This is a genomic window from Xanthomonas translucens pv. undulosa (genome assembly GCF_017301775.1).
Taxonomy (GTDB): domain Bacteria; phylum Pseudomonadota; class Gammaproteobacteria; order Xanthomonadales; family Xanthomonadaceae; genus Xanthomonas_A; species Xanthomonas_A translucens.
Genome location: NZ_CP063993.1, coordinates 4,070,782 through 4,083,242, shown reverse-complemented (window position 1 = coordinate 4,083,242; position 12,461 = coordinate 4,070,782). Strand labels below are relative to the sequence as shown.

Genomic DNA, 12,461 nt, shown 5'->3' with positions numbered 1-12,461 from the left:
CCATGCTGTCCGATACGGGTGCCGGACGCAGTGACCGCGCCGCAGTGGGCAGCGCGGCGCCGTGCGCGCTGAGCCGTCATCACTTCACTTCGCCTTAGCCGGCGTCTGCCTAGCCTTGCCTTTCATTCCCCAGAGGAAGGCACATGCCCCTGCTCCGTATCCGCATCACCGGCAGCGAAGACGACGCACGCGCCATCATCAACCTGCTCGGCAGCCTGGAAGGCATCGAGCATGTCGAGGAAATCGACGATCTGATGAACCAGATGGACGACGACGATTCCAGCTCCGCCGGACTGCCCGACGACCAGGGTCCGGGCACCCACGAAGTGGAGATCGAAGCCGGCAACACCGCCACCGCGCTGAAGGTGCGCGAGGCGGTGGAAGCATTGGCGTTCGACCTGGAAGTGATCGTGGAGTTCGAGCAGGACGAAGGCTAGCCCCCCCTCTCTCGGCACCAAAGCCCTGTAGGAGCGGCTTCAGCCGCGACGGGCGTTACCGATAGAGGCTGTCGCGGCTGAAGCCGCCCTACAAGTGACGCCCTGGAAAGCGCCAGCTTGCTAAACGCGCCCGCGGCGCCGGCGCAGCCAGGCGAGCCGCCACCGGATCGCGCCACCCAGCACCACGAACGGCGCCAGGGCCGCGAGCGCACGGATCGCCCAGGCGGTGGCAGCGGCGAAGAGCGACCCGGTCTCGGCGAACGCCTCACCGATCTCGCTGCGGCTGCGTTCGCCAGCGGGCGCGGCGAACTGCACGATCAAGCGCTGCGTCTCGATGCGCCGACGCTGCTGCGCCGCGTCCTGGCTGGCGGCCAGCAATTGCGTATCGAGTTCGGCCAGCTTCGCCGACAGGTGGATGAAACACCAGGGTAATCCAACGGCAGGTGCGCGCGCTGCGGCGGCCGCCTATGCTTGGGAATCGACCACCACAGGAAACCCAATGCGCAAGCACCTGCTCGCTACTGCCCTGCTCGCCGCCCTGGCCGGCTGCCAGAAGCCCGCCGACGCACCGGCCGTGGCGCCCGCCGCCATGCCCGGCGCGGCCGCCGATGCTGCCGACCCGGCTGCCGACGCCGCCTTCGCCGCGTTGTCCAAGCGTGCCGTGGACACCTGGATGCAGCTGTCCCCGGTCGGTGCCACCCAGACCGGCGATCACCGCTACGACAGCGAGCTGGACGACCTCAGCGCCGCCGGCCGGCGGAAGAGCCTGGACGCGAGCAAGCAGGTGTTGGCCGACCTTGACAAGCTGCAGGTGACCAAGCTCTCGCGCGAAAACCAGGTGGATGCGGCGATCCTGCGCAACCAATTGCAGTCGGACATCTGGAGCAGTGAGGTCTCGCAGAGTTGGGCCTGGGATCCGCAGGTGTACACCGGCCTGGCAGGCGGCGCGATCTACGGGCTGATGGCGCGCGAATTCGCGCCGCTGCCGGAGCGGCTGAAGTCCGCCACCGCGCGCATGGAAAAGATCCCTGCGCTGTTCGCGCAGGCGCGCGCGAACCTGGATCCGGCACGGGTACCGGAGATCCACGCCAAGACCGTGGCCAAGCAGAACCAGGGCATCCTCAGCATCGTCGATACGTTCATCGCACCGCACGTCAAGGAACTGCCAGATGCCGACGCGCGGCGCCTGCAGGCGGCGATCGACGGGCTGAAGAAAGCGGTGGCCGAACAGCAGACCTGGCTGGACAAGACCCTGGTACCCAACGCCAAGGGCGATTTCCGCATCGGTGCGGAGAAATACGACCAGAAACTGAAATTCGCGCTCAACTCCTCGCTGTCGCGCGCCGAGATCAAGCAGCGCGCCGAGGCCGAGCTCAAGCGCGTGCGCGAGGAGATGTACGGCATCGCCCGCACCGTGCTCAAGGACCGCCCGAACGCGCCGACGCTGGTCGATGCACCGAGCGACGCGCAGCAGCAGGCCGCGATCGAAGCGGCGCTGGAGCTGGCGTATGCGCAGCATCCGGCGCGGGACAAGGTGGTCGAGGACGCCAAGGCGTCGCTGGCGGCCTCTACCGAATTCGTCCGCGCCAAGGACCTGCTGACCCTGCCCGACGCGCCGGTGGACATCATCCTGATGCCCGAGTTCCAGCGCGGCGTAGCGGTGGCGTACTGCGACTCGCCCGGCCCGCTGGACAAGAACCTGAAGACCTTCTACGCGGTGTCGCCGATTCCCGACGACTGGAGCGCGCAGCAGGCCGAGTCGTTCCTGCGCGAATACAACGGCCGCATGATCCACCTGCTGAGCATCCACGAAGGCGTGCCCGGCCACTACGTGGAAGGCTGGCACTCGACCAAGTTTCCCTCGACCCTGCGCGGCGTGCTGCGTTCGGGCACGTTCGCCGAGGGCTGGGCGGTGTACACCGAACGGATGATGCAGGAGCAGGGCTACCTGGACAACGATCCGCTGTTCCATCTGATGCAACTGAAGTTCTACCTGCGCACCCTGGCCAACGCGCTGCTGGACCAGGGCGTGCACGTGGACCACTGGAGCAAGGAACAGGCACTGCGGCTGATGGTGCACGACACCTTCCAGCAGCAGAGCGAAGCCGAAGGCAAGTGGTTGCGCGCGCAGCTGAGCTCGGCGCAGCTGCCGACCTACTTCGTCGGCGTGCAGGAACACCTGGACCTGCGCAAGGCGATGCAGGCCAAGCTCGGCGACACCTTCGATCTGAAGGCGTACCACGACCAGGTGCTGTCCTACGGCGCGCCGCCGGTACGCTTCGTGCGCGAGTTGATGCTGGATGAGCCGATTCAGTAGTCGTCGGGGACTCGGGACCGGGGACCCGGGAAAAGCGGCCCACAGCACGCTGATCGTTTCGGTGATCCATCGAGAAGCGAAAGCCTAGCGGCGCGCATTGCCGAGTTCCACACCCGGTCTGTTTTCCACGCCTCATTCCGGAACCTCTGTTGCTAACTTGATGAGCGACGCAGGGATTTAGCCAAGATGCGACCAAACGACGCCACGACCAAGCGCGCTGACGATCCTAGGCGACCGCCTGCTGTTGGCAACGCGCAGGCTCCCTTTCCGCCCTTGCTAGCCCTCACGGTCGACGAATGGGTCGCGGGCATGATCCAGACCATGAACGGACTGAGTAGTCACCCCGAGCTGCTGAAACGAATGCGCAAGCGCAGCTTCTGATTCGGCGCGAGAAGAGCTGGGGGCACTGGCCTGCGCCATCGCTTCAGGGCCACACCAGCCAGTGAAGTCCTGGACTAGCGATTGACTTGCGGCCCTTGTACGGTATTATTCCGTACAAGGAGAACCGCCATGACCACTGCTGCCGCCCGTCTCGACCTGCGCCTGAACCCTACGGACAAGGCGCGTATTACCCGTGCCGCCAACCTGCGAGGCGTGCCGCTGTCCGCTTTCGTGCGCGACGCGGTACTGCGCGAAGCCGAAAGCGTCATGGCTGCCGAACTGACTTTCACCCTGTCTGCGGAAGAGTCCCGGCGCTTCCTCAAGGCGCTGGATGCCCCCTTCCAGCCCAATGCCAAGCTGAAGAAAGCCCTCGCCCGCGCCGGGCAGGTCTGATTCGTGCTGGTTGTCGAGCAACTCAAGCCCAAGCGGCACAACCGCGACGGATTCAAGTGTGGTGAGCCGACGCTGGATGCCTACCTGCGCCAGCAGGCCGCCCAACACCATCGCGACGGCATCAGCACCACGCATGTCCTTGTGGATGACGCCGATCCGACCCGCATCCTCGGCTACTACAGCCTATCCGCTGCCCAGCTTCTGCTGACCGACTTGCAGGAGGTGGATCGAAAGCGCCTGCCCACCTACCCGGTGCCGGCCATTCGCATGGGGCGACTTGCCGTCTCGGCCAGTGAGCAGGGCAAGGGGCATGGTAATTACCTGCTGGCGCATGCCGTGGCGCGTAGCCTGGGGCTGCGCGAGCAGCTAGGTGTGCGCATGCTGCTGGTGGATGCACTGCACGAGGACGCGGCCCGTTTCTATCGCGCCTATGGCTTCCGCGAAGCCACAGCGAATTCGCATACGTTGTATTTGCCGTTAGGGAATGCATGAACACATTGGTAACGAAATCCTGGGCAGCCTGGGCAGTCGTCGCTGGGAGTCGCCTATATCAACGGCGACCAGTACGAGATCGTACGCCCGGACTTCATCTTCTTCGCCGAGCAGGATGGAAAAGTCGTGGTTGACCTTGTTGACCCCCATGGCCTGCACTTGGCCGATGCGCTGCCCAAGTTGCAGGGATTGGCTGCTTACGCAGAAACGCACGCTAAAGCCTATCGACGAATCGAATCCGTCGCCGAAGTGAAGGGCAAGCTGAGAGCCTTGGATTTGACGAGCAGGGAAGTACGCAAGGCCATTTCTATTGCAAAAGATGCCACGAGTCTCTTTGGCGGGGCTTTAGCGGTGGACTATTGAAGGTGGGGATTTAGAGCGGCTAACAAAACTCTGGAAGTCGCCGTAGGCAGATGACGCAACAGGCCATGGACAGCAGAGCCAGGTGGATATCAATCCGGCGTTCGAAGCGGGTCCGCAGTTTTCCCATGCCGGCAAACCAGACATGCGTGCGTTCAACTCCCCAGCGGTATCGGCCCAGGCGATCGTTGCGTTTCACCCCCTTGCGGGCGATGCGTGGAGTCACCCCTCGTCGCTTCAGGTGGTCCCGGCACCGATCCATGTCGTAGGCCTTGTCGGGGTTCAGTCGACAGACGTGTAAAAATGACTCACAAGATCGGATTTCACCTATTTTATCAGTGATTTATCGGGCATTTCTGGGTAACAAAACTACACCGCCAACGCCAGTTCAATCCAATACGGTTCCGTGATCGGCTCCACGTCAATCAGGTAGTCTCCGACTGAGCCTCAATGAGCCAATAGCTCCTTCAACCATGCGATCTCCTCTTGGTCGAATGCCGGGAAATCTTCCGCTGCGCCTGCGAAGGGGTCCGCATCTTGCTCCAAGAACGCAGCGCTGGACGCTGCCAGGTCGCCGTGCGTCGGCGTGCCAGGATCCGGGAGGCCGCCGATCCTGGTACGCCGGCGTTTTACACCCCAGCTACTGAGGGGGAGCAAAGGCGGTGCATCGCGCTGTTCGGGAACGAACACCTCGGCAGCCTGCTGTGCGGAGGAGCGGTTGACAGAACTCTCTGATCGGGACCGTTTGCGGCTGCTTGCCAGAGTCTGGCCTGCCTGGTGCATTGGGCTGGGCGCGTCCAGTTCACGTTCCAGGGAATCGGCGAATGCATCCACGGACTCCTGGCTTGGAGTTTGAGCCGAAGCAGAGGACGGTTTCGCCCCTTTCCTCCCTGATGCTTGAAGCATGCGGTCCCAACGCTGGGAGGCTGGGGGGAGCGTTCCACTGATGGCTTCGAGTTCTGTGACGCCCACACGGCGAAATAGCTGTAACAACCCGTGCCTGCTCATCCCGAATTGCCTCATCGCTTCATCAAATGCTTGCGCTGGGTGAGAGTGGCACTGGAAAAAACTCAGCACGCGAACCACTTGCGCGAGGTCGGCAACCAGATGGGCCGTGCCTTCGGGAACACGGTTATGGACTCTTGTGATCAATGCCGGCGCGTGCGGCAATCCTTTTTTCACCGCATCCAGCGCAGGACGTCCGCCGATGCAAGCCAAGGCGACGAGGCGGTCGTTGGTCAACGCGGCCAACGCCGGATCAGGGCTGGATAACTGGGCAAAAATACTTTCCAGCGCCTGCGTGCCGCCATCGTGGCTGGCGATGGCCACCACCTGGTTCGGGGTCAGGCCATAGGGGGGCTGGCACAGCACCGGCAACAGCCGCTGCACCGTCTCCAACGCCGGCTTGCCGCCATCGTGGCTGGCGATGGCCACCACCTGGTTCGGGGTCAGGCCATAGGGGGGCTGGCACAGCACCGGCAACAGCCGCTGCACCGTCTCCAGCGCCTGCTTGCCGCCATGATTGCTGGCGATGGCCACCACCTGCTCCGGGGTCAGGCCATAGGAGGGCTGGCACAGCACCGGCAACAGCCGCTGCACCGTCTCCAGCGCCTGCTTGCCGCCATTATTGCTGGCGATGACCACCACCTGCTCCGGGGTCAGGCCATAGGGGGGCTGGCACAGCACCGGCAACAGCCGCTGCACCGTCTCCAGCGCCTGCTTGGCGCCATCGTGGCTGGCGATGGCCACCACCTGGTTCGGGGTCAGGCCATACTCCTGGCACAGCACCGGCAACAGCCGCTGCACCGTCTCCAGCGCCGGCTTGGCGCCATCGTGGCTGGCGATGGCCACCACCTGGTTCGGGGTCAGGCCATACTCCTGGCACAGCACCGGCAACAGCCGCTGCACCGTCTCCAGCGCCGGCTTGCCGCCGCCATTGCTGGCAATGGCCACCACCTGCTCCGGGGTCAGGCCATAGGGGGGCTTGCACAGCACCGGCAACAGCCGCTGCACCGTCTCCAGCGACTGCTTGCCGCCGTAGCTGGCGATAGCCACCACCTGTTTCGGGGTCAGGCCATAGGGGGGCTTGCACAGCACCGGCAACAGCCGCTCCACCGTTTCCAGCGCCAGCTTGCCGCCATTATTGCTGGCGATGGCCACCACCTGCTCCGGGGTCAGGCCATACTCCTTGCACAGCACCGGCAACAGCCGCTGCACCGTCTCCAGCGCCGGCTTGCCACCGCCATTGCTGGCGATGGCCACCACCTGCTCCGGAGTCAGGCCATAGGGGGGCTGGCACAGCACCGGCAACAGCCGCTGCACCGTCTCCAGCGCCGGCTTGGCGCCATCGTGGCTGGCGATGGCCACCACCTGCTCCGGGGTCAGGCCATAGGGGGGCTGACACAGCACCGGCAACAGCCGCTCCACCGTCTCCAGCGCCTGCTTGCCGCCATTATTGCTGACGATGGCCACCACCTGGTCCGGGGTCAGGTGCAGGGGGGCGCCAGTCAGCGCATTGCGCGATGCATGCACGGCCTCCACCGCGGTCACGCCACCACGTTTTGCAATCTTGAGGAGTTGGCCTGTGACCAACTGTAACGGTGGAGCTCTCAACTCTTCCGCCACCATGAGCAAGGCATCCAGGGCCCGTGCGCCCGACCACTGTTTGCCGACGCCAACGATGTCTTCGTGTGTGGCCTCTGGCAATGCCGCAATCATCTCCGAATACCTGGCCGCTATGGTCCCTAGCGCTGGCGGGTGTTTGCTGAGCTCAACGATGTGCGCGTGTGTAAACCCATGGCCGACCAATGCGGCGTGGTGCTGCGCCACTGTCGAACGCACCGTCGGTTTGATCTTCTCCTGTTGCTGCTGGCTGTAGCCGAACGTGCTTAGATCCACATCCGCGGCAGGCGAAGCATCGGAGGTTTGCGCAGCACGCCGTGGCCGCTGGGCCGGCTTGGCGCGCGGCGGCCGCGCGGCAGTGACAGCTACGCGCACGGGGGGCTGCGGGTCATCGGCTGCACGCAGAGCCGATTGCACCTCATCCAACTCGCCTGTGGCAGCCTGTGCATGATGAGCGCCGAAGGCAGGCATCGAATCAAAAAACGATGCATCAAAAAGCGACGAATCAACCTGACGTAACAGGTCGCTGAAGCTGCCCGCTGAGAACGCAGGCACGCTTGCAGGGGGCGACGGCAGCTGGGTCCGGGACATCGTCCGCCGAGCGGGCAAGCCATCCAGCGGGCTGCCAGCAGGCGGAGACACCAACCGATCCGCAATGGGCTGGACCGCATCCGACTGAGATCCGGCCTGAAGCTCGCGAGCAGGACTTGGCGTGCGAGAACGAATGGGATCCATCAGGCATTCCTCTTTCAGAGAACGTCGTCGCTTCGATACTAAGGTCTCTGGTCCCGACGCGGCTTCTCCAAATTCGCATAGCAGGACACAACTTCCGATAATCCTGACAACCCTCGACTAGCGGGTGAATCGCCCCGGCTTCTGTAGTCACCCCGAAGCCTCATTTTGATCGTTGCTTTTCGAACTCTACCGGAGACAGCCCGTTGTTGTGTCCGTGCTGTCGTCTGGTGTTGTAGAACATCTCGATGTAGTTGAAGACGTCGGACTTGGCTTCCTCGCGCGTCACGTAAATCCTGCGCTTGATGCGCTCGCGTTTGAGGAGCTGAAAGAAGCTCTCGGCGACCGCGTTGTCGTGACAGTTGCCGCGCCGGCTCATGCTGCTGACCAGGCCATGTGCTTTCAGGAAATCTTGCCAGTCGTGCCCAGTGAATTGCGTGCCTTGATCCGAGTGCACTAGCAGCCCCGCAGGCGGCTTGCGTCGCCATACGGCCATCATCAAGGCTTGCAGCACCACGTCGGTGTGCATCGTTGAGTGCATCGCCCAACCCACGATCTTCCTTGAGAAAAGATCCAGCACCACGGCCAGGTACAGCCAGCCTTCGTGCGTTCGGATGTAGGTGATGTCGGTCACCCATGCCTGATTTGCAATGCCCGGATCGAACTGAAGCGCCAGCTCATTGTTGGCGACGATAGCCGGCTTCCCTCCGTGCATGCCCGGCCGGCGGTGATAGCCCACCTGCGCCCGCAGGCCTTCGTGCCGCATCAATCGTGCCGTCCGATGCTTGCCGCACGATTCACCCAAGTCGCGCAGATCACGGGTGATCTTCCGGTAACCGTACACCCCGCCACTTTCCAGCCAGGACTGCTTGATCAGGCCCAGGACACGCGCGTCATCCTTGGCACGGGGCGACATCGGCTTGCTTCGCCAGGCGTAGTACCCGCTGGGGTGCAGGCCAAACACCTTATACATGCTTCGAAGGCCGAATTCCCGCTCATGGTCGAGCATAAACGCGTACCTCACCCGGACAGTTTGGCAAAGTACGCTGCGGCCTTTTTTAGGATGTCTCGCTCTTCGGTGACCCGCCGCAACTCCGACTTGACCCGTCGCAGTTCGGACGCCTGATCGATTGCTGCCGGATGTGTGGATGACGAATTCGCGCACTGCGTCCGCCAGGCATGGAGACTATGGATCGATATGCCGAGCCGACTTGCCACATCGGCGACCGAGTGCCCTCGCTCAGTGACCTGCTTGACCGCCTCGACCTTGAACTCTTGCGTGTATCGCTTGCTGCTCATAGACGCCCCTTTTACTACTGCGAATTATGGCTGCAAGGTGTCTAGGAAAGCCGGGGCGATTCAGTAGTCTCCGACTGAGCCTCAATGAGCCAATAGCTCCTTCAACCATGCGATCTCCTCTTGGTCGAATGCCGGGAAATCTTCCGCTGCGCCTGCGAAGGGGTCCGCATCTTGCTCCAAGAACGCAGCGCTGGACGCTGCCAGGTCGCCGTGCGTCGGCGTGCCAGGATCCGGGAGGCCGCCGATCCTGGTACGCCGGCGTTTTACACCCCAGCTACTGAGGGGGAGCAAAGGCGGTGCATCGCGCTGTTCGGGAACGAACACCTCGGCAGCCTGCTGTGCGGAGGAGCGGTTGACAGAACTCTCTGATCGGGACCGTTTGCGGCTGCTTGCCAGAGTCTGGCCTGCCTGGTGCATTGGGCTGGGCGCGTCCAGTTCACGTTCCAGGGAATCGGCGAATGCATCCAAGGACTCCTGGCCCTGAGTTTGAGCCGAAGCAGAGGGCGGTTTCGCCCCTTTCCTCCCTGATGCTTGAAGCATGCGGTCCCAACGCTGGGAGGCTGGGGGGAGCGTTCCACTGATGGCTTCGAGTTCTGTGACGCCCACACGGCGAAATAGCTGTAACAACCCGTGCCTGCTCATCCCGAATTGCCTCATCGCTTCATCAAATGCTTGCGCTGGGTGAGAGTGGCACTGGAAAAAACTCAGCACGCGAACCACTTGCGCGAGGTCGGCAACCAGATGGGCCGTGCCTTCGGGAACACGGTTATGGACTCTTGTGATCAATGCCGGCGCGTGCGGCAATCCCTTTTTCACCGCATCCAGCGCAGGACGTCCGCCGATGCAAGCCAAGGCGACGAGGCGGTCGTTGGTCAACGCGGCCAAGGCCGGATCAGGGCTGGATAACTGGGCAAAAATACTTTCCAGCGCCTGCGTGCCGCCATTGTGGCTGGCGATGGCCACCACCTGCTCCGGGGTCAGGCCATAGGGGGGCTTGCACAGCACCGGCAACAGCCGCTGCACCGTCTCCAGCGCCGGCTTGCCGCCATCGTGGCTGGCGATGGCCACCACCTGGTTCGGGGTCAGGCCATACTCCTGGCACAGCACCGGCAACAGCCGCTGCACCGTCTCCAGCGCCGGCTTGGCGCCATCGTGGCTGGCGATGGCCACCACCTGGTTCGGGGTCAGGCCATACTCCTGGCACAGCACCGGCAACAGCCGCTGCACCGTCTCCAGCGCCGGCTTGCCGCCGCCATTGCTGGCAATGGCCACCACCTGCTCCGGGGTCAGGCCATAGGGGGGCTGGCACAGCACCGGCAACAGCCGCTGCACCGTCTCCAGCGACTGCTTGCCGCCGTAGCTGGCGATAGCCACCACCTGTTTCGGGGTCAGGCCATAGGGGGGCTTGCACAGCACCGGCAACAGCCGCCGCACCGTCTCCAGCGCCGGCTTGCCGCCATTATTGCTGGCGATGGTCACCACCTGGTCCGGGGTCAAGCCATAAGGGGGCTGGCACAGCACCGGCAACAGCCGCTGCACCGTCTCCAGGGCCTGCTTGCCACCGCCCTTGCTGGCGATAGCCACCACCTGCTCCGGGGTCAGGCCATAGGGGGGCTGGCACAGCACCGGCAGCAGCCGCTGCACTGTCTCCAGCGCCTGCTTGGCGCCGTCGTGGTTGGCGATGGCCACCACCTGCTCCGGGGTCAGGCCATGGTCCTGGCACAGCACCGGCAACAGCCGCTGCACCGTCTTCAGCGCCGGCTTGGCACCGCCATGGCTGGCGATGGCCACCACCTGCTCCGGGGTCAGGCCATAGGGGGGCTGGCACAGCACCGGCAACAGCCGCTGCACCGTCTCCAGCGCCTGCTTGCCGCCATGATTGCTGGCGATGGCCACCACCTGGTTCGGGGTCAGGCCATAGGGGGGCTGGCACAGCACCGGCAACAGCCGCTCCACCGTTTCCAGCGCCAGCTTGCCGCCATGATTGCTGGCGATGGCCACCACCTGCTCCGGGGTCAGGCCATAGGGGGGCTGGCACAGCACCGGCAATAGCCGCTGCACCGTCTCCAGCGCCTGCTTGGCGCCATCGTGGCTGGCGATGGCCACCACCTGGTTCGGGGTCAGGCCATACTCCTGGCACAGCACCGGCAACAGCCGCTGCACCGTCTCCAGCGCCTGCTTACCGCCATTATGGCTGGCGATGGCCACCACCTGCTCCGGGGTCAGGCCATACTCCTGGCACAGCACCGGCAACAGCCGCTGCACCGTCTCCAGCGCCTGCTTACCGCCATTATGGCTGGCGATGGCCACCACCTGGTTCGGGGTCAGGCCATAGGGGGGCTGGCACAGCACCGGCAACAGCCGCTGCACCGTCTCCAGCGACTGCTTGCCGCCATCGTGGCTGACGATGGCCACCACCTGGTCCGGGGTCAGGTGCAGGGGGGCGCCAGTCAGCGCATTGCGCGATGCATGCACGGCCTCCACCGCGGTCACGCCACCACGTTTTGCAATCTTGAGGAGTTGGCCTGTGACCAACTGTAACGGTGGAGCTCTCAACTCTTCCGCCACCATGAGCAAGGTCTCCAGGGCCCGTGCGCCCGACCACTGTTTGCCGACGCCAACGATGTCTTCGTGTGTGGCCTCTGGCAATGCCGCAATCATCTCCGAATACCTGGCCGCTATGGTTCCTAACGCTGCCGGGTGTTTGCTGAGCTCAACGATGTGCGCGTGTGTAAACCCATGGCCGACCAATGCGGCGTGGTGCTGCGCCACTGTCGAACGCACCGTCGGTTTGATCTTCTCCTGTTGCTGCTGGCTGTAGCCGAACGTGCTTAGATCCACATCCGCGGCAGGCGAAGCATCGGAGGTTTGCGCAGCACGCCGTGGCCGCTGGGCCGGCTTGGCGCGCGGCGGCCGCGCGGCAGTGACAGCTACGCGCACGGGGGGCTGCGGGTCATCGGCTGCACGCAGAGCCGATTGCACCTCATCCAACTCGCCTGTGGCAGCCTGTGCATGATGAGCGCCGAAGGCAGGCATCGAATCAAAAAACGATGCATCAAAAAGCGACGAATCAACCTGACGTAACAGGTCGCTGAAGCTGCCCGCTGAGAACGCAGGCACGCTTGCAGGGGGCGACGGCAGCTGGGTCCGGGACATCGTCCGCCGAGCGGGCAAGCCATCCAGCGGGCTGCCAGCAGGCGGAGACACCAACCGATCCGCAATGGGCTGGACCGCATCCGGCTGAGATCCGGCCTGAAGCTCGCGAGCAGGACTTGGCGTGCGAGAACGAATGGGATCCATCAGGCATTCCTCTTTCAGAGAACGTCGTCGCTTCGATACTAAGGTCTCTGGTCCCGACGCGGCTTCTCCAAATTCGCATAGCAGGACACAACTTCCGACAATCCTGGCAACCCTCGACTACCGGGTTT

Annotated in this window: 9 protein-coding genes and 1 pseudogene; 5 read left to right on the top strand and 5 right to left on the bottom strand. The window is 63.9% G+C overall.

Going from position 1 to position 12,461, the window contains the following annotated elements:
* Nucleotides 1–143: 143 nt before the first annotated feature.
* Nucleotides 144–437 (top strand): hypothetical protein, encoded by a 294-nt coding sequence (locus tag ISN38_RS17350; RefSeq protein WP_047325075.1) that lies wholly within the window; start codon nucleotides 144–146, stop codon nucleotides 435–437.
* Between the two features lie 120 nt (nucleotides 438–557).
* On the opposite strand, the gene ISN38_RS17345 is transcribed toward ISN38_RS17350, so the two are convergent.
* Nucleotides 558–815, bottom strand: a complete 258-nt coding sequence (locus ISN38_RS17345; RefSeq protein WP_003468364.1) for a hypothetical protein — start codon at nucleotides 813–815, stop codon at nucleotides 558–560.
* Between the two features lie 121 nt (nucleotides 816–936).
* On the opposite strand from ISN38_RS17345, the gene ISN38_RS17340 reads away from it, so the two are divergent.
* From ISN38_RS17340 to ISN38_RS17325, 4 genes are all read left to right on the top strand, one after another.
* Nucleotides 937–2,754 (top strand): DUF885 domain-containing protein, encoded by a 1,818-nt coding sequence (locus tag ISN38_RS17340; protein WP_206711934.1) that lies wholly within the window; start codon nucleotides 937–939, stop codon nucleotides 2,752–2,754.
* Nucleotides 2,755–3,264: 510 nt separating this feature from the next.
* Nucleotides 3,265–3,528 (top strand): type II toxin-antitoxin system TacA family antitoxin, encoded by a 264-nt coding sequence (locus ISN38_RS17335; RefSeq protein WP_003468357.1) that lies wholly within the window; start codon nucleotides 3,265–3,267, stop codon nucleotides 3,526–3,528.
* Nucleotides 3,529–3,531: 3 nt separating this feature from the next.
* Nucleotides 3,532–4,020: a GNAT family N-acetyltransferase gene (locus tag ISN38_RS17330; RefSeq protein WP_047325077.1), complete on the top strand. Its 489-nt coding sequence runs from the start codon at nucleotides 3,532–3,534 to the stop codon at nucleotides 4,018–4,020.
* 126 nt (nucleotides 4,021–4,146) lie between these two features.
* Nucleotides 4,147–4,383 carry a hypothetical protein gene (locus ISN38_RS17325; RefSeq protein WP_230811857.1) on the top strand — a complete coding sequence of 79 codons (237 nt, stop codon included), beginning with the start codon at nucleotides 4,147–4,149 and terminating at the stop codon, nucleotides 4,381–4,383.
* Between the two features lie 19 nt (nucleotides 4,384–4,402).
* Here ISN38_RS17325 and ISN38_RS17320 read toward each other — a convergent pair.
* The 4 genes and pseudogenes from ISN38_RS17320 to avrBs3 (ISN38_RS17305) all read right to left on the bottom strand — a co-directional run.
* Nucleotides 4,403–4,669: pseudogene (locus tag ISN38_RS17320) on the bottom strand (transposase); the annotation flags it as partial.
* Between the two features lie 158 nt (nucleotides 4,670–4,827).
* Nucleotides 4,828–7,737, bottom strand: coding sequence for a type III secretion system effector avirulence protein AvrBs3 (gene avrBs3 / locus ISN38_RS17315; RefSeq protein ID WP_206711933.1), 2,910 nt, complete (start codon nucleotides 7,735–7,737; stop codon nucleotides 4,828–4,830).
* A 160-nt stretch (nucleotides 7,738–7,897) separates the two neighbouring features.
* Nucleotides 7,898–9,033, bottom strand: a protein-coding gene (locus tag ISN38_RS17310; protein WP_148562009.1) for an IS3 family transposase whose coding sequence is annotated in 2 segments (ribosomal slippage) — nucleotides 7,898–8,787 and nucleotides 8,787–9,033 — 1,137 coding nt in all. Because the reading frame shifts where the segments join, the coding sequence is not laid out codon by codon here.
* Between the two features lie 81 nt (nucleotides 9,034–9,114).
* Nucleotides 9,115–12,333 carry a type III secretion system effector avirulence protein AvrBs3 gene (gene avrBs3 / locus ISN38_RS17305; RefSeq protein ID WP_206711932.1) on the bottom strand — a complete coding sequence of 1,073 codons (3,219 nt, stop codon included), beginning with the start codon at nucleotides 12,331–12,333 and terminating at the stop codon, nucleotides 9,115–9,117.
* Nucleotides 12,334–12,461: the final 128 nt, after the last annotated feature.

Bases quoted from the DNA above. Each gene is read 5' to 3' on its own strand.
- ISN38_RS17350 (WP_047325075.1), top strand. From the start codon at position 144: ATGCCCCTGCTCCGTATCCGCATCACCGGCAGCGAAGACGACGCACGC.
- ISN38_RS17340 (WP_206711934.1), top strand. From the start codon at position 937: ATGCGCAAGCACCTGCTCGCTACTGCCCTGCTCGCCGCCCTGGCCGGC.
- ISN38_RS17335 (WP_003468357.1), top strand. From the start codon at position 3,265: ATGACCACTGCTGCCGCCCGTCTCGACCTGCGCCTGAACCCTACGGAC.
- avrBs3 (WP_206711933.1), bottom strand. From the start codon at position 7,737: ATGGATCCCATTCGTTCTCGCACGCCAAGTCCTGCTCGCGAGCTTCAG.
- avrBs3 (WP_206711932.1), bottom strand. From the start codon at position 12,333: ATGGATCCCATTCGTTCTCGCACGCCAAGTCCTGCTCGCGAGCTTCAG.